Below are 18,002 nucleotides of genomic sequence, written 5' to 3'. Positions count from 1 at the left end.
CCTATAGTCGCGAGGATTTAACTTGATATAAGTCAAAGTCAGTGACGAAATGATCGGTTAGGTAAGCCGCGCCTGACGCTGAAAGCCCATGCCGCTCAAGATCCTAAAATAAAGCCAGCCGCCATTTGATTATCGCCCCCGCTTACTGGTTAAATGAACAAAACAAGGAGCACAATTTGCAAACACCTCAGCTGCAGCATTTTTATATTTCTGAAGAGCAATCCATTTACTTGCTCAAAGCCAATGATGCCCGTAAACACAAGGCGTGGATCCGCCTCTGTAAGCAACAGCTGAGCAAATTAGGTTATACCGATATTGAATTGGTCGGCAAAGGCGCCTACGGTTTCGTCTTTGCAGGTATCAATCAAGCGGGCGATGCCCATGTGTTTAAGTTCTCACGGATTAATCTGCCGCAACATATTCAAGATAGGCTCGAAGAAGAAGCCTTTATGCTGTCCTTACTCAAGCATCCCAATGTACCGGGCGCGATCAAATTTGAGCGAGTCGGTAAACAGGGAATACTCGTGATGGAACGGGCAAAAGGCGAAGATCTCGACCAACTTTGCCGCCGTATGGGCGCCCTACCTACCGCTATGGTCATGAGCATCGCCCGCCAACTCGCCGATATCTTGTATTACCTGCGCACGGGCAAGCCCTTAGTGCACGGCGATATCAAACCTTCTAATCTGGTTTACGACATTGAGCAGCAACACTTATCGTTAATCGATTGGGGCTCAGCGGTATTTGCCCAACGGGATGAACATAACAAGCCCGTCGAAGACAATGTGATGGCGTTAATGTCGAGCGATCAACAACATACCAACGCCCGCATGGGTGATGTGTACTTTATCGGCGAAGAGCAACTCAATGGAGCACTCTCCAGCCCGCGCTTTGACGAACAAGGTGTTGCCGCAACTCTGTATGCCCTCGCCTCAGGGCAAGCAAGTCGCTTCGGCGCACAAGTTATCTCGCCCACCAGCATTGGCTTACCAATCGAATTAGCCCGCACCTTAGAGGGCATGCTCAGCACAGATCCTGAGCAGCGCAACATTGCCGGTGATTACTTTTTAAAAAGTATGCGCCACAGCCACAGACTGCATTTACCAGAACTGCCCAAAGCTGAGTTACAGGGCGAAATTCCTGTGTGGGTACAATCCCGCGATAAAGATGTTGAAACCGTCAGCTACAGTTCTCGTAAATCCTTTTTAAAGGAGCACAACGCCCAAGATCCCATCGCTAAGATGGATGATATTCAGCTCGAAAAATATTACCGCAACTTCCTCGCGGGCATGGGCGATACCGAAAAAGGCTTTATCGCCGCCGTGGGTCGGTTAGCGCAATATCCGATCGTGGGTGGTCTGGCTATTCATTGGCAGGAAACAGGCGTGTTTATCGACTCCAATCTTGCGATTTACGATGCAAAACAAAAAAGTGCCTTAATTATTGCGGTCAACAATATGGTGGACTTAGCACGGGGAATTAAACGTATTGGGGTATTTAAGGCCTGTTTCTTTAACGCCAAAGACACGCTGCATATCGAACGCACAGATATCAGCGAGCCGTTTGTCGCCAGCGCCGATCTGCAATTACCCTTTGAAGTCGGTGATGTGCCCACCTTAGAAGATAAGTCGCGATTACACTCTTATTTTGAAGACGGTAAAGATCCCGACGAAAACCTCGAACTGCCGGTGGAGATCATGGAAGAGTTAGCCCGCATCAACCAAATTCACCACACAGGCTGCATCATTTTTGAGGCGCTACCGAATCACTTAAAAATTCACAGTTACTTGAAGCTGCTCAACCCCCGTAAGCAAGCGGCATTTCGCGCCAGTCTCGATCGCATCTTGCATCATGTCGGCAAAATCCAAGGCCACGGCGTGTCGGGCTTTATGAAACTACCTTACAAAAACACCCGCCGCTTTACCCATCTAGAGCGTAAAGCCGATCACTTTTATCCAAAAAATCCAAAAGAAATAGGCGCCTAATGGCGCCTATGTTCATCGGGTTAAATTGGCGATCCCGGCGGTAAGGTTAACGGCTTAGGGATCAGCTTAACCTTAGCATCGGTTAAGCCCGCAGCCAGACCTTGTTGCAACCAAGTGTAATGGGCAGCAAGACTTGCATTGGCTCGATTCGATCTCGCTTTCAATTGCTTAATCACAAACTGAGCGCGATCGTTAATCGCAGCCCTCACCTCTGGTGAGGTTTGAGGATTGTGCAGTGTTGCCAGTACTTCATCAATCACCACAGCGTTCACTCGCATCCACACGCCTTCGACCAGCCCAAGCTTGTCTTCTTGATACAAGGTCGCCGCGAATAACTTATCCAGTAATGTTGTCACCGATAACTGCTCGCTATCGGCCATGGATGCTTGGCTGACACGGTTCAAACGCTTAGGCATCAATAGCAAGCTAACAGTATGACGGCTAAATACTTCAGCCATGCCGAGAGGATCGTTAATTGCGCCTAAACCTGAGTCGAAGGATTCCCGCGTGGCATGATAATTCCCCGCCTTTGGTACTAAACTGTCGAGCAAGGTTTGCGGCACAGTTAAACTCGCGGCATCTAAGGTTTTAAGCAACGCATCTAAACCCGTTAACTGCAATTGCGGCGCAATATAGCTCCAGCGGCTGCCTTCACCTATGGATTGATAGTTATAGTCAGTGCCGCCAATAAACTTAGCAACCGCATCGATTTGATAACGCGTCAGCAAATAAATTGGCGCAAAGGCATCGGCTAACTCGCCCAACGGCTCATTGGGTAACAAGGCTGCACTGGAGAATCCCGCAATCGCCTTAGTGCGAATTTTATCGAGCTTACCCAGCTGTTCGATCGGATCGTCACCACTATCCCACAAACTGGCATAGGCCTGACTCGCATCCTTTTGGCGAGAATCGGCCTCACCGATATAACGTAAGCCACGTTTGGCGACATCGGCCAATAAGTCGACTTGCAACGCCTGTTGGGTGCGAGCATCGCCTTGTTCGCTATAGCCATAGGCGATAGCAAAATCATCCCAAGGACCAACACCTGTAGTGTAAGGTGCTGAAATATCAATATCATTGCCCTTTAGCTGGATTTTCGGATGGGGATAATCCATCACAGAGGCATCCTGATTGGTCGAAGCGGCAAAGTTATGATCTAGCCCTAAGGTGTGGCCGACTTCATGGGCGGCCAGTTGGCGAATACGCGCCAGCGACAAGGCTGTCGCCGCTTTCTCGGCCGCCACTCTATCCTGCCAGCCTGCGGTTAAGCCTTTGGCAATCAAGTAATCCTGCCGCACACGCAAGCTGCCGAGCGTGACTTGACCCTTAATGATTTCACCTGTGCGAGGATCGGTCAGCGCGGCGCCATAGGACCAACCCCGCGTCGCCCTGTGCACCCATTGGATCATGTTGTAGCGAATATCCTGCGGATCGGCATCTACCGGCAATAACTCAACTTTAAAGCCGTTGATAAATCCGGCGCGAGTAAAAGCTGTCTCCCACCAGCGCGCGCCATCGAGCAACGCCGAACGTATCGGCTCTGGCACGCCAGGATCAAGATAATAAGTAATAGGTTTAACGACTTCGCTTGGCGCTGGGCCAGGATTCACTTTCTGTAAACGGTGGCGCAGGATAAAACGCTGAGCTAACGGTTGGTCAAAGGGCGTCGCATAGTCTTGATACTCATCGGACAAATAACCACTCATCGGATGATAAGCCCGCGGCTGATAATCAGTATCGGGCAGCTCAACAAAGGAATAACGCATCCGCACCGACATTAAGGTGCCATCGGGGGTTACCTGTGCGACCTGCGCGCCAGCAACATCGCCTTTAAAGGTGAGTTGCACATCGACATCGGCGTTTTTCTCAAAGGATTTAATCCCTTTGGGCAAAATGACAGAACGGCTCAAATCGAGCCGATAATTGCCTTGTTCAGTCTGTTGCAAAGCGGAAGCCACACCGTGTAAATCATTGAGGACCAGATCGTTGACTGCCACCAGATCTGGCTTGCCCTCAATCACTTTGCCTTGCCATAGCACTGAATCGGCAAAGGCTTCTGCAACCGCTCTTTGCTCAGCGGCGTCAGTGGTATTTGCACGATATTGGGTATTGAGTTGCTTGAGTAAAATATAGGGACCTTGGCGCTCAAACTGCACCATGCGGGTCTGACCCAGTTGGCCACGATCGAGACCAATGTCGTTTGAACCTACGCCCTGCGGCAAACTAGTGACCAAGAGAAAAGGCTGATTTAAGCGATTGACCTCAAGGTACAACTCTCCCTGAGATTCCTCGTAATAGAGATTAAGAAACCCTTTCGCCTCTTGGCTTTGCTTAATAATCTTGGCACTAGGCGCGGCTGCTGCGACGGTAACTGTGGGAAATCCTAACAGCGCTATGGATAAGGCTAAGGCTAAGGCTAAACTTTGGGGTTTCATCTTTCCTCCTGATACGGCTGGCTGCGTTATTTACCTTAATAAGTTATCGATGAATCTTGATCTCAAGCGATTGATTTACAGTAAATAACGCGAGGCCATCACTGGCCCCGAGCAAATAAATTAACGATTCTGATGCTGGTTCTTATGTTTGATCCAGTGATTTAATGTTTCAAATAATTCGTTGAGCACTATAGGTTTAGTGATGTGGGCATTCATCCCCGCCGCTAAACTTTTTTCCCTGTCGCCCGACATGGCATGGGCTGTCATGGCAATAATAGGCAGTTCATCGGCATTAAAACGCTCACGCAGTGCCTTTGCAGCGGTTAACCCGTCCATCACTGGCATTTGAATATCCATCAACACGGCATCAAACGGCCGCGAGTCTATGGTATCCAGCGCCACTTGACCATTGTCGGCCAGCACCACTTCATAGCCAGCGCTTTTAAGGAGTTCAGTGGCCACTTGCTGGTTGATAAAATTATCTTCCACCAGCAGCACTAAACCTGTGTGTTCTCCGTCCTCAACTTGGACTTCAACCATAGGCTGAACCACATTCAATCTCGGCTCATCGGCAAAGGCGGCAATAATCTCATCGAACAGGCTCGATGCCTTGAACGGTTTTTGCAGTACGGCAAACACATTGGCACTATCGACTTCATGCTGCAAGGGCTCTGCCGCATAGGCCGTCATCATGATAATCACAGGCCGTTTCGCTAAGCGGCCCTCGGCAACCATAGTGTCTATGGCGCTGACCACATCGCTGCCGTCCATTTCGGGCATCATCCAGTCGAGCAATAACAGATCGATTGGCGCCCGCGACAGTTTATAAAGCGCTTCGGCGCCACTGGCGGCGGTATCAACTTCGAAGTGGAAATCTCGCATCAAGGTCGAGTAAATTTGCAGTGCCGTTGGGTTATCGTCAACGACTAAGGTACGTAGACTATTGAGCTTTTCCGGCACGACGAAAGGCTCAATCTTAGCGGCTTCGGCAATCTCAAAGCTGATAGTAAAGCTAAAGGTACTGCCGACCCCAAGCTCACTCTGCACTTGCATCTTACCGCCCATCATAGACACCAGATGCTTACTGATCGATAAACCTAAACCTGTGCCACCGTATTTACGGGTGGTCGAACCGTCGGCTTGGGCGAAGGCATCGAACAGTTTTTCTTGCTGATCTTTGCTGATCCCAATACCGGTATCCCGCACCCAAAACTTCAAGGTAATCCGATGATCGCGCTCACCGACATCTTCACAGCCCAGCTCAATCTCGCCAGATTGGGTAAATTTCACCGCATTCGATAACAGGTTAATCAATACTTGACCTAAACGCAGCGGATCGCCTTTAAGCATGAGTCCCGCTGTCACAGGGGCATACAAGAGTAACTCAACGCCCTGCTCCTGTGCCTTGAGCGCATTGAGATCGAGGGCATGATCGAGCACTTTATCCAGCGGGAATGGCACCCGCTCAAGCTCCAACTTACCCGCCTCAATTTTAGAGAAGTCGAGAATATCGTTGATGATCCTCAGCAGCGATTGCGCCGAGAAACCGGCTTTTTCGAGGTAATCTTTCTGCTGCGCCGTTAACGAGGTACGCTGCGCCAACTGCAACATACCGATAATGGCGTTCATCGGCGTGCGGATCTCATGGCTCATGTTGGCCAAGAATTCACTCTTGTAGAGGTTAGCTAATTCGGCGTCTTGCTTGGCTTCTAAAAGCGCCACTTCGTTACTCTTATGGCGGGTAATATCCTTATGGGTACCGAGCATACGCTTAGGCTGACCTTCGGCGGTGAACTCCACCACACGGCCACGGGATAACACCCAGTGATAGCCGCCATTTTTACCTAACATACGGAATTCGATTTCGTAAGCGCCGACAGGGTCTGCTAAATATTGGGCACGGTATTCCTCGACGCGAATCCGATCGTCGGGGTGGGATAATTCATCAATCGTCGACACAAGAGCTGGAAACTCGTTGGTTTTATAACCCAGCATAGAATAATACGCAGGGTTACAAATAATCTGTTCAGAGTCTAAATACCAGTCCCACAGACCATCTTCCACCGCATCCATAGCTAAGTGATAACGCTCTTCGGACAGGCGCAATTGTTCTGCGGATTCGTATTCCCGCGTCACATCACGCCACACAGCAATCAAGCCCTGCAGTTCACCGCGGCGATTATAAAAAGGCAGTTTAAGGGTATCGAGCAGCACAGGTTTGCCCGCAAGCTCAACCTTTTCTTGGTAGCGCAGCGGCGTGCGATCTTTTAGGACTTGTTCGTCTTCGGCGCGGATACGTATACCCATTTCAGGCGAGGTCAGATCCTCAGATGACAAACCTATCATCTCGCTCTCTGTGTAACCCAGCATGCGCTCAGCCGCCTTGTTACAACCTAAGTAGTTGCCTTCTTTGTCTTTAAAGACAATAGCTTCTGGGATTGAGTCAAGCAAAGAACGCAGTAGCGCATATTCGCGCTCACGCCGCTCTGTGGTGTCTTTTAAGCGTTCAGTACGCCGCGCCACTAGCTTATCGAGCCGCTTATTCTGCTCCGCTAAATGGTGGGTGTATTGTTTGTTTTCCTCAAAAATCCGACTGACTAGCAAGAACCAAGGTTCCCAGCCGCGGGTGATTTTCTCCGGTGGCTTACGCGGCTCTTGGGAGCACCCCTCTAGGTGCGACAGTAGTCGCGAGGCTGGGCTCACAAAAGATCGACGCGTCTGCCAATGCACTATGGTCACCAACACAGACAGGGCGATCACCACCAAAATAAAGGTCAGCTGTAGTTTTTCCCACGAGTCTTGGAATAGGTCGTCTTCATCCTGCAAATACAGTAAACGCCAAGGCGCGTTATGCAGGGCAACCGAGTGGATGTAATAGCCGTTACGTATGATGCCATCATGGGCATCGAACAATTCCGACTCAGGTAAAGAATGCAGCTCAGAGGGAATACGTTGGCTGATGTGATAGACCCGATTAATGTCTGAGCTATCAAAATCGCTGTGGGATAAAATATTGTTCTGTTGGTCGAGCAAAATCACAGTGCCCGGCATCTTAAAGTAGACCCGAATTTGCCGCGCTAACGAGGCAAGCGTCATGTCCAAGTTGATTGAGCCAATGAACTCATCGTCCAAATAAACAGGCACACCTAAAGTGGTCAATAAACCTTTACCGGTGGAGTCCACATAGGCTTCGCTCCAAAACACACTGCGCTGCGGGTTCATGGCCGGGGTGGCATATTGGAACTGTTTCTTGTTGAGTAATTCGTCCCTAAATCGTTGATCGTCATTCGACCAAGGGAAATAGGACATAATCCTACTTTTCGACAGGTAATAAATTGCCGAGGCTTTCGGGGCGGCTTCTTTGGCGACGGGGAATGACAGTGACAACTCAAACAACATCTCAAGCTCTTGATAGAACTTGTCGCCACGGCCGTCGAGGGAACCTGCACCCGTGATCCTACCCATGTTGGTAAAAGGCTCACCGCTCTGGGCGTAGCTAGGTTCTAAGGTAAAATACTGGCCACTTTCGTTAAATTTACCGTATTGGGGTAAGCGCTCTTTACGGACGAGTTCGCCTAAGCGCAAATGATCCACGGCAACGTCACGTAAGCTTTTTACCGCTCTAATGCTCGACTCGAGTAACAAATCGATTTGCAGAACATGCCGCTGAACCTGTTCTTCACGCTGCTCCATCTGCTGGGCCTTTTGGCGGTCGAAAAACATCCATGCGGTCAACAAAGACATGACGATAACGCCGATGTACGTATAAAAAACGGCACGGTTGTAGTTCTTCTGGATCGGCGATTTTAGTTGCAGATCCGGCTCACTCGATTTCATCCACTACCCTTGATTGCAGCGCTTAATTTCAGCCTACGGCGGCAAAAACTATAAGATCCATATATACCCAAACAATCTGAAGATGCAGGATTCAGCGGGAGTTTAACGCACTTTAGGCAAGGCGGTTATTTGCAGACCTAGCGGGCTAAGTTAAAAATAACCAACACGGCATAAAGTGCGTTAAAACCCGCCGGGACGGAGCGCCTAGGGCACTCCACTTCCGTGTTGCATCAATTCAAAAGGTGGCCGACATTCTGTCATTGATGCGCCTTGAATTGAAGCACCCTAGGCGCTCTGAAACTCGTATCTTCAGGTTGCTTGGGTATGTTAGCAGGAAGAAACTACCAATCACATAAAATAATTGCAGGATAAAGCCTACTCATACCACTGATAAGTCGATTAAAAATCTTCTACTTCCTAAAAGTAAGGCCTCAATATCTGAGGCCTTGTGATTACGCTAAATTAAACCGACTCTCTTTAGAGATGCTCTTCGGCGTATTCCGCTAAGCGTGAACGCACCACACCATTTAGATACACGTTGGCGCTGCCTTCAAAGTCTTTAAAACGTTCGACAATATAGGTTAAACCTGAGGTAACAGCGGTTAAGTAGTTAGAGTCGATTTGCGCTAAGTTACCGCAGCAAATCAGCTTTGTGCCCTCGCCCATACGGGTGATCATGGTTTTGATCTGCGAGGCGGTGAGGTTTTGACATTCATCCAGTAGCACTATGGAGTTTTGGATCGAACGCCCGCGCATAAAGTTAATCGATTTAAACTGAATGTTAGCCTTCTCCATAATGTAGTTCATGCTGCCGGTGGGATTCACATCATTCTTATGTAGTACTTCGAGCGTATCGGTAATGGCGGCCAGCCAAGGCATCATCTTCTCCTCTTCCGTGCCGGGCAAGAAGCCGATAGATTCGGCGATTTCAGGGGTGTTACGGGTGACGATCACTTTGTCGTAGCGATTACGCTCGACCACCAGTTCCAACGCCGCCGCCATGGCGAGCAAGGTTTTACCGCAACCCGCTGGGCCGGTTAAGATAACCAGATCGATATCGGGATCGAGCAGCGCCTGCAATGCCATGCCTTGATAGACGTTTTTAGGTTTAACACCCCATGCCTCGAGGTTTTTCACCCGCTCACGGCCTAAATCTAAAATATGTAAATGGGTGTCTGTGCGCTCGGTAACACGGCCGCAAAAATCAGACTCTGTGTCGATAAGATATTGGTTGATATAGAAATTATCATTTTCGAGGTCTTTGAGCGGTACTTCATGCACTGTATGTCTACCGTGGCGCTCGGTGGAGACCTTGTTCAAGTGCTCCCAAAAATTACCTTCGAACTGGTAAAAGCCTTTACTGAGGAAGCGGATATCATCGATCAACTGGTCAGTTCGATAATCTTCAACCAATTGAATACCCGCACCTTTGGCTTTAAGGCGCATATTGATATCTTTGGTGACTAAGACAACGGTACGGGGATGATGTAGGTTTTGTAGATGTAGCGCGGTATTGATAATGCGATTGTCGTTTCCATCTCCCGGCAGGGCGCCTAAGGTAAAATCAACAAGGTGATCAGGGAAGATTGAGAGCGAACCGACGGCATCGGCATGACCCTCTCGGCTGGGTAAAGGGACGCCATTGATAATCTGCTCAGGGGTGGTTTCACCGCCTAGGGTATCTTCCAATGCCCTGATAGCAACCCGAGCATCCCGACTCACGTCACTCTTTCGATCTTTAATCTGGTCCAACTCTTCTAGCACTGTCATCGGAATGACCACATCGTGCTCTTTAAACGAATAGATCGCCAAAGGTTCATGTAGTAACACATTGGTATCCAGTACAAACAACTTTCTGTCGTCTTGTTCCATGGCGCCTCCAGAGTGCTTCATAAAAGTTTAAACACACTTTTGAGTCTCAATAAAAGTTACACGGCTCCTATTACTGGCAAAGCTTATGGCAAAGAATGATCATAAGGTTCAAGTTGATAGCACTTACTCACACTTAAACCTTAAATTGATATTGGCACCAAACTCACGAGATAACAATACAGCAACCATTGTTTACCATACAGACTCGAGGCAGTGTATAACCGCGGATGTGACATTAGCGTGACAATTTCATGTGTTGGCACGACAATTTTGTCGCTTGTACAATTTGTAATCTAGCACTCTGGGAATTAGGCTCTAACGGGTGAGAGGGCGATTTAAATATCACGAGTATTGGTATAACATACGCGCCCTTTGTTAGAGTCCGCCTAGAAATGAGAATTTAAGATGCCGTTCGCCTTAGGTCAACGTTGGATAAGTGATACCGAGTCAGAGCTTGGTTTAGGAACTGTGGTTCAAGTAGAAGGCCGTATGGTCACTGTATTATTCCCTGCCACGGGTGAGAACCGCATGTTCTCCCGAGCAGAAGCCCCTCTGACACGCGTTATATACAATCCCGGCGATTCGGTTGAAAGCCATGAAGGCTGGAGCCTTGCGGTCAGTGAATTGACCGAGAAAGACGGGATAGTGATCTATCACGGCATTCACAGTGAGACAGGCGAGCAAGCTACACTGCGTGAAACCCTGCTGAACCATAATATTCGTTTCAATAAACCCCAAGACCGTTTATTCGCCGGCCAAATCGATCGCCTCGACCGTTTTGGTGTGCGTTATCAGTGCCAAATGTTGCGCCACAAACTGGCCTCATCGGATCTGCTGGGTCTGCAAGGTCCACGCGTAGGACTTATTCCGCATCAAATGTGGATTGCCCATGAAGTCGGCCGTCGCTATGCACCGCGTGTACTGTTAGCCGATGAAGTGGGTTTAGGTAAAACCATTGAAGCGGGCCTGATTATTCACCAACAACTGCTGACTGGTCGCGCCGAACGCATTCTGATTATCGTGCCCGATACTCTGCGCCATCAGTGGTTAGTGGAAATGCTGCGCCGCTTTAACCTGCGCTTCTCGGTATTCGATGAAGACCGTTGTGTAGAAGCCTATGCCGATCACGACAATCCTTTCTACACAGAGCAGTTAGTGATTTGCTCACTCGAATTACTGCGTAAGAAAAAACGTCTCGATCAAGCCCTAGATGCCGATTGGGATCTGTTAGTGGTTGACGAAGCGCACCACTTAGAATGGACCGAAGAAGCGCCAAGCCGCGCCTATCAAGTGGTTGAAGCATTAAGCGAAGTGATCCCAGGCGTGTTACTGTTAACCGCAACGCCGGATCAACTTGGCCATGAGAGTCACTTCGCCCGTTTACGCCTGCTCGATCCAGATCGTTTCTACGATTACGATGCCTTCCTAGCCGAAGAAGACAGCTATAAAGACGTCGCCATTGCCGCCGAAGCCTTAGCTGGCAACGCTAAATTATCCGATGCCGCCATCAACAGCTTGACCGAATTACTGGGCGAAAAAGACATCAGCCCAAGTATTCGTTTAATCCAAGCAGACGGTATTGATGCCGAAGTACAACAAGCTGCCCGCAGCGAATTACTGCAAGAATTACTCGACCGTCACGGTACTGGCCGTGTGTTATACCGTAACAGCCGTGCCTCGGTAAAAGGCTTTCCAAAGCGTTTCTTTAACGCTTACCCACACGCCATGCCAGATCAATATCAAACTGCCGCACGCGTCAGTGGCATGATGGGCGGACACAAGTCATTAGAAGCGAAAGCGGCGCAAGCCCTTAGCCCTGAAAAGTTATATCAAGAATTTGAAGATAACAGCGCCAGTTGGTGGAAGTTCGATCCCCGTGTGGATTGGTTAATTGAGTTCTTAAAATCACACCGCAGCAAAAAAGTGCTGATCATCGCCAGCCAAGCGGAAACAGCCCTGAGCTTAGAAGAAGCCCTGCGTACCCGCGAAGGTATTCAAGCAACGGTATTCCACGAAGGCATGTCGATTATCGAGCGCGATAAAGCCGGCGCTTACTTTGCCCAAGAGGAAGGCGGCGCACAGGCGTTGATCTGTTCTGAAATTGGTTCTGAAGGCCGTAACTTCCAGTTTGCCAGCCACTTAGTGCTATTCGATCTGCCGCTAAACCCCGATCTATTAGAACAGCGCATTGGTCGTTTAGACCGTATCGGCCAGAAAAATGATATCCAAATTCACTTACCATACCTTGAAGATACCGCCCAAGAACGCTTGATGCAGTGGTATCACCAAGGGCTGAACGCCTTCGAGCTCACTTGCCCGAGTGGCCATGTGCTTTACAGTGAATTTGCTGAAGATCTGCTAAACGTGCTTGTGGGTGATGACAGCGATGAGCTGACAAACCTGCTCAACCACACCCAGAGCCGTTATAAAGAACTCAAGCACGCCATGGAACAAGGCCGCGACAAGCTGCTGGAAATCAACTCACACGGCGGCGAGAAGGCACAGGCTATCGTACAGCGCCTCGCCCAGAATGATGGTGATACCCATTTGATCGGTTCAGTGATCCGTCTGTGGGATATTATCGGCGTCGATCAAGAAGATAAAGGTGAAAACTCGATTATTCTACGCCCGAGTGAGCACATGATGTTCCCAACTTACCCTGGCTTGCCAGAAGATGGCGTAACAGTGACCTTTGATCGTGACACAGCGTTATCACGCGATGATATTGCGCTGATCACCCAAGAGCATCCACTGGTGCAAACGGGGCTAGATCTGATCACAGGTTCTGAAACCGGCACCACCAGCGTTGCCATTCTGAAGAATAAAGCCCTGCCAGCTGGCACCTTATTCTTAGAACTCATCTACATGGCCGATGCTTCTGCCCCTAAGTCGAGCCAGTTGTACCGTTATTTACCACCCACACCCATTCGCGTGTTGCTGGATAAAAACGGGAACGATCTGTCGGCTAAAGTGGATTACGCCAGTTTCGATAAACAACTGAGCGCGGTGAATCGTCACATTGGCGGCAAGTTAGTCACCGCATCTCAGCCAATTCTGCATCCGTTATTTGCTAAGGGTGAGGAATATGCTCAAGTGGTTGTGGATGAAATGGTTGCCCAAGCCAGAGAGAAAATGACTCAACAACTGAGCGCAGAGCTTGATCGTTTAGAGTCACTTAAGGCGGTGAACCCCAATATCCGTGAGGAAGAATTGGAGTACCTGCGCAATCAGATGCAAGAGTTAAACACTTATCTGGATGCCAGCCAGTTACAACTCGATGCGATCCGCATGGTACTCGTCAGCCACGTATAGGCCCGAGCCGAACCACAGGTTTCCATCAATGTGCCCAGCTAAAGCGCTGGGCTTTTTTATGCCCTGTGGCTTTAGATTCCAAACGACTTTGATGCCAAGCGACGTCCTCAAAATTAACTTGGTTATATCAAATACTGAGGCGCCACTCTTTGGCGAGGAAAGTTCACTTTTTGGTAATTGTTCAGGTTATACTCAAGCACTGATGAATTTATGAGACTACACAGGTGGTTATCAATTCTATGGCACGCATTATTTCGCTTCTCTTTTGCCTTATGCTTGGTTTCACAGCCATCTCTACCCGCGCGGCAGACCCAGCAACAGCTGCGCCAACGCCAGCTGAAGTCAGTGCCAAAAAATTAAATAACCGCTATTTACCCGAGAATGAAGTCAAACAAATCACCATAGACAATCAGCCCTACGATTTGTTGGTGAGAGCATGGGAAGGTAAAAAGAAACTCGGTGCGGCGATCATTCTGCCCGCCACCAACGGCACGGCAGACGCGCCGGGGCTGATGGCGTTTGTGCGCCGTAATATTAATCCTGCCGGTTGGGCAAGTTTAAGTTTAACCCCGCCAACAGAGCTGCCTGCGGCCAATTTTGCCACCGCCGCCACTGAAGTCACCTCACCCGGCGCTGCGCAATTAAGCTCACCTTCCAACAAACCTAGCCCTAAAATCAAGCCCGAAGATAACAGCAAACATCTGCAAGAGCAGGAAGACTTTCTGGTCCAAAGCATGTCGCAGTTAGATGCGGTCGGCGCAGACTATGCGGGCAAACGCATTTTGATCACCGCCGACCAAAGCGCAGGATTATTGATTAGCCTATTAAGTCAGAAGAAAATTGCCGATCCCGATGTGCTAATCGTCATCAATCCCTATCGTGAGGACGAAAAGCTCAATCAAGCACTCGCGGAGCAACTGGCGAAACTTACCTTACCGATTTTAGATATCCAATCGCCAGACGGTCACCCTGCCTCATTAGAAACGGCCGCTAACCGTAAGGTTTTAGCCGTAACCTTAGAAAGCCCTAACTATCGCCAAACCCGCTTAGCGCTCAATTTAGACAACGAGAGCGCGTGGCAGAATTGCTTAAATGCGATTAAAGGCTTTGCCGCCCGCATGAGCGGCGCGCAGTAAACGCCACGATTCCAACTAATTCGAGCCAAATAGCACTACCAACCCGACTGGCGATCTTGATAGGGTTTCTGCGGATCTTTCAGCTGGCGCGTCGCCGCTATCTTGCAATTTTTGCCTAACAACAAGCGAATCTGACTAATCGACTCACGGCAAAGTAGACTCCGCACCGAAGCCGTCCAACTACGGTTAATACTGAGTTTGATGGCCGCAGCCGCATCCGGCGAGGTTTGCATCAGTTGCTGCGCCAATTGTTGAGCCGCTTCCATCGGCGTCTCGCTCACTTGTGTCACGAGTCCTAAGGCCAGCGCTTCATTGCTCTCAAGCACTTTTGCCGTCAGGCTCAGCAGCATGGCTTGATCCTTAGGCATGATTTGCCTTAACGCGACCAACCCCGCCATATCGGGCACGAGTCCCCATTTCGCTTCCATAATCGATAACTTACAGTCATGGCTAGCGATGCGCACATCTGCGCCCAAGGCGATTTGCATACCGCCGCCGTAGCAACAGCCCTCAAGCACGGCAATCACAGGTACAGGCAAGTTTTGCCAACCTAATGACACCCGCTGTGCCAAGTTAGCATTCCCAGGTAAGCCCTTAAACAGTAACTTAACTGCCTGCATGGGTGCCGACATCACGCTTTTGACATCGAGCCCTGAGCTAAAATTGCCCGCCGCACCTGAGAGGATCACGGCTCGTACCCCACGATTAGATTTGATCTTTTTAATCGCACGGTCGAGATCACTAAACATCAAATAGTTAATCGCATTCATTTTTTCAGGACGATTAAGCAACACATAGGCGATGCCATCATCGATTTTGACTTGTACACTTTGGCCACTCATGAAATATTCCGTTACTGGTCAGTCCAGAATAAATGTTAACACGTTTGGAATAATTCACTAAAAGATATAACATAAGCCTGTTTTTTGACTTGAGTCAAAATATTGCCAATTCAAACATGGACTGAAGGCAACTTATGTTAGGCTGTCGCCAATACGTGCGGTAATCCTAATGTATCTTTCGATGAGATAGACTTATCGAACTCGGCAATGAAGTTACCTCGCCGCCAACATCGACGCTTATATAGCACTGTACTTGCCGCTAAGGTTAACGCCGCAAACAGATGGACTCAGTCGTCCTTTTTATTCGTTACATCCTTGTTATTTGCTAAAAATTAGCCAGCTCGATTTAAAATTTTGCATCATGTGATTCAATAATGAGCCAAATTTTAATGTCAGCGAAAAAATAAATTAATCAATAATATCTATAAGTTACATCTAGAAGATATAAATCAGACTTGCCCGAAGAATGCAATTCGTCAGTCGGACCTGAAAAATAAGTGTTATCTTCAATTAATGGGCAAATAAGGATCACTAGTCAGCATGTCAATATCTGTACTCATCTGTGACGATTCCGCCATGGCACGTAAGCAAATGGCCCGCACGCTCCCAAAAGAGTGGGATGTGGAAATTACTTATGCGACCAATGGTGCCGAAGGCCTTGATGCTATCCGCGCAGGAAAAGGCGAAGTGGTGTTTCTCGATCTCAACATGCCAGTGATGGACGGTTATGAAGTACTGCAAACCGTGCAGCAGCAGGATCTCCCCGCGCTGATCATTGTGGTCTCTGGCGACATTCAAATCAAAGCTCACGAGCGAGTCAAAGCCTTAGGCGCATTAGATTTTATTCAAAAACCCGTCAGTGCCGATGCCATCAGCAACATTTTGCAAGATTACGGCATCTTAACCCTGACGCAGAAAGATATCGCCGACGAAGTCCCGATGATCAAAGTCGACATGCGTGACGCTTGCCAAGAAATTGCCAACGTCGCCATGGGCCGCGCCGCCGATCTGTTAGCTAAGTTACTCGATGTCTTCGTGTTACTGCCCATCCCCAACGTGAACGTGCTTGAGGTGAGTGAGTTAACCATGGCACTCAAAGCCACGGAAGAAAGCTCGACCGTATCGGCACTTTGCCAAGGTTTTATTGGGGCGGGAATTGCGGGTGAAGCTCTGCTCTTGTTCCATGACTCCAGCTTTAAGGACATGGCCAAGCTGATGGGATTAGCCAATCCTGAAGATAAAAATACTGAGATAGAAGTCCTGATCGATACCGGAAACGTGTTAATCGGCGCCTTCCTTAACGGCATTTCTGAACAGCTCGACATGAAATTTAGTCAGGCTCACCCTGTCGTGCTCGGACGGCACTGCACGGTTAACGATCTGATCCATGATAATTCAGAGAAATGGCAACGAACTTTGGCTATGGAGATCAACTATCGGATTGAAGATCATAATATTCAATGCGATTTGTTACTGCTCTTCACCGAGGATTCTATCCCTACGCTTAGTTTTAAACTCGGCTATTTACTCGATTAACCAGTTGGATTTTATCCTATGTCAAACGACCAAAGCGCAATGAACGAACTACACTGGCTCATCGATATGGTGCAAACCATAGAGGTGGGATTAGTGGTATTAGATCGCCATTACAATATCCAGCTGTGGAACGGTTTTATGGAGAATCACAGCGGTGTTTCCCCTAATTCGATCAAAGGTCAAAACCTGTTTACCCGCTTCCCCGATCTGCCCGCCACTTGGTTAAAGCAGAAAATGGAATCGGTTTTCATGCTTAAAAACCGTGCCTTTATCAGCTGGGAACAAAGGCCATACGTTTTCCAATTTAAAAACTACCGCCCGATCACAGGCCGTGCAGACTACATGTACCAAAACGTGACCTTGTTGCCACTGGCATCGCTTACAGGGCAAGTGACCCATATCAGCGTGATTATTTATGATGTGACTGATATTGCCATCAACAAGTTACAACTTAAAGCCGCGAACGAGCAACTCGAGCGCCTAAGCCAAACCGATGGTTTGACTCAGCTGCATAACCGTCGTCATTGGCAAGAATGTTTAGACCATGAGTACGACATGTATGCGCGCTACTCAGGTATGGCAAGTTTAGTGATGATAGATATCGATAACTTTAAACATATCAACGACAGCTATGGTCATCTGGCGGGTGATAAAGTGATCCAGCATATCGCCCACTTACTCAGCCAATCCCTGCGTGAGACCGATTGCGCCGGACGTTATGGCGGCGAAGAATTTGCGGTTGTATTGCCCAAAACCAGCGGCGCAGATGCGATGAACTTTACCGAGCGGCTCAGGGAAAAAATCGCCGCATCCGTCATAGTGTATGAAAGCTTGAAGATCTCTGTGACTGTGAGTTTAGGTGTATGCGAAATTGGTTCCCACATCACCAGCAGCTCAAGCTGGATTTCTTGCTCTGATAAAGCGCTGTACGAAGCCAAGCAAAAAGGCCGTAATTGCAGCGTTCTGCATACCAGTACAACTGCGAAAAAAATCAGCCAAACTTAAAATATCCACCTAATAAAAATGCCCATCATAGATGGGCATTTT

The 18,002-nt window shown here is 48.8% G+C and carries 9 protein-coding genes; 5 read left to right on the top strand and 4 right to left on the bottom strand.

Annotated features, from left to right (window positions below):
- Nucleotides 1-176 precede the first annotated feature (176 nt).
- Nucleotides 177-1,985 carry a protein kinase domain-containing protein gene (locus tag K5Q99_RS03500; RefSeq protein WP_220591190.1) on the top strand — a complete coding sequence of 603 codons (1,809 nt, stop codon included), beginning with the start codon at nt 177-179 and terminating at the stop codon, nt 1,983-1,985.
- 20 nt (nt 1,986-2,005) lie between these two features.
- On the opposite strand, the gene K5Q99_RS03495 is transcribed toward K5Q99_RS03500, so the two are convergent.
- The 3 genes from K5Q99_RS03495 to K5Q99_RS03485 all read right to left on the bottom strand — a co-directional run bounded on the left by K5Q99_RS03495 (nt 2,006) and on the right by K5Q99_RS03485 (nt 10,129).
- On the bottom strand, nt 2,006-4,420 hold the full coding sequence (locus K5Q99_RS03495; RefSeq protein WP_220776063.1) for a zinc-dependent metalloprotease: 2,415 nt from the start codon (nt 4,418-4,420) through the stop codon (nt 2,006-2,008).
- 120 nt (nt 4,421-4,540) lie between these two features.
- Nucleotides 4,541-8,257 carry a response regulator gene (locus tag K5Q99_RS03490; RefSeq protein ID WP_220776062.1) on the bottom strand — a complete coding sequence of 1,239 codons (3,717 nt, stop codon included), beginning with the start codon at nt 8,255-8,257 and terminating at the stop codon, nt 4,541-4,543.
- A 477-nt stretch (nt 8,258-8,734) separates the two neighbouring features.
- Entirely contained in the window at nt 8,735-10,129 is a 1,395-nt protein-coding gene (locus tag K5Q99_RS03485; RefSeq protein WP_106651703.1) for a PhoH family protein, read from the bottom strand.
- Nucleotides 10,130-10,534: 405 nt separating this feature from the next.
- On the opposite strand from K5Q99_RS03485, the gene rapA reads away from it, so the two are divergent.
- Both rapA and K5Q99_RS03475 read left to right on the top strand, forming a co-directional pair.
- Entirely contained in the window at nt 10,535-13,441 is a 2,907-nt protein-coding gene (rapA, locus tag K5Q99_RS03480) for an RNA polymerase-associated protein RapA (protein WP_220776061.1), read from the top strand.
- 239 nt (nt 13,442-13,680) lie between these two features.
- Nucleotides 13,681-14,577, top strand: coding sequence for a DUF3530 family protein (locus K5Q99_RS03475; protein ID WP_220776060.1), 897 nt, complete (start codon nt 13,681-13,683; stop codon nt 14,575-14,577).
- Nucleotides 14,578-14,612: 35 nt separating this feature from the next.
- Here K5Q99_RS03475 and K5Q99_RS03470 read toward each other — a convergent pair whose 3' ends face one another.
- On the bottom strand, nt 14,613-15,419 hold the full coding sequence (locus tag K5Q99_RS03470) for a crotonase/enoyl-CoA hydratase family protein (protein WP_220776059.1): 807 nt from the start codon (nt 15,417-15,419) through the stop codon (nt 14,613-14,615).
- Between the two features lie 540 nt (nt 15,420-15,959).
- Between K5Q99_RS03470 and K5Q99_RS03465 the strand changes: the two genes are divergently transcribed.
- Together K5Q99_RS03465 and K5Q99_RS03460 are read left to right on the top strand one after the other, a co-directional pair.
- The gene (locus K5Q99_RS03465; RefSeq protein ID WP_012090271.1) at nt 15,960-16,955 is read left to right on the top strand and encodes a response regulator; all 996 of its coding nucleotides are present in this window, start codon (nt 15,960-15,962) and stop codon (nt 16,953-16,955) included.
- A gap of 18 nt (nt 16,956-16,973) precedes the next feature.
- Nucleotides 16,974-17,960 carry a sensor domain-containing diguanylate cyclase gene (locus K5Q99_RS03460; RefSeq protein WP_106648221.1) on the top strand — a complete coding sequence of 329 codons (987 nt, stop codon included), beginning with the start codon at nt 16,974-16,976 and terminating at the stop codon, nt 17,958-17,960.
- Nucleotides 17,961-18,002 lie beyond the last annotated feature (42 nt).

The organism is Shewanella hafniensis, assembly GCF_019655335.1.
Taxonomy (GTDB): Bacteria; Pseudomonadota; Gammaproteobacteria; order Enterobacterales; family Shewanellaceae; genus Shewanella; species Shewanella hafniensis.
This window is presented reverse-complemented; position numbering and strand designations above follow the sequence as displayed.

Excerpts from the sequence above, each read along its gene's own strand:
- K5Q99_RS03485 (WP_106651703.1), bottom strand. The coding sequence starts at position 10,129 with ATGGAACAAGACGACAGAAAGTTGTTTGTACTGGATACCAATGTGTTA.
- rapA (WP_220776061.1), top strand. The coding sequence starts at position 10,535 with ATGCCGTTCGCCTTAGGTCAACGTTGGATAAGTGATACCGAGTCAGAG.
- K5Q99_RS03495 (WP_220776063.1), bottom strand. The coding sequence starts at position 4,420 with ATGAAACCCCAAAGTTTAGCCTTAGCCTTAGCCTTATCCATAGCGCTG.
- K5Q99_RS03470 (WP_220776059.1), bottom strand. The coding sequence starts at position 15,419 with ATGAGTGGCCAAAGTGTACAAGTCAAAATCGATGATGGCATCGCCTAT.
- K5Q99_RS03460 (WP_106648221.1), top strand. The coding sequence starts at position 16,974 with ATGTCAAACGACCAAAGCGCAATGAACGAACTACACTGGCTCATCGAT.
- K5Q99_RS03490 (WP_220776062.1), bottom strand. The coding sequence starts at position 8,257 with ATGAAATCGAGTGAGCCGGATCTGCAACTAAAATCGCCGATCCAGAAG.
- K5Q99_RS03475 (WP_220776060.1), top strand. The coding sequence starts at position 13,681 with ATGGCACGCATTATTTCGCTTCTCTTTTGCCTTATGCTTGGTTTCACA.
- K5Q99_RS03465 (WP_012090271.1), top strand. The coding sequence starts at position 15,960 with ATGTCAATATCTGTACTCATCTGTGACGATTCCGCCATGGCACGTAAG.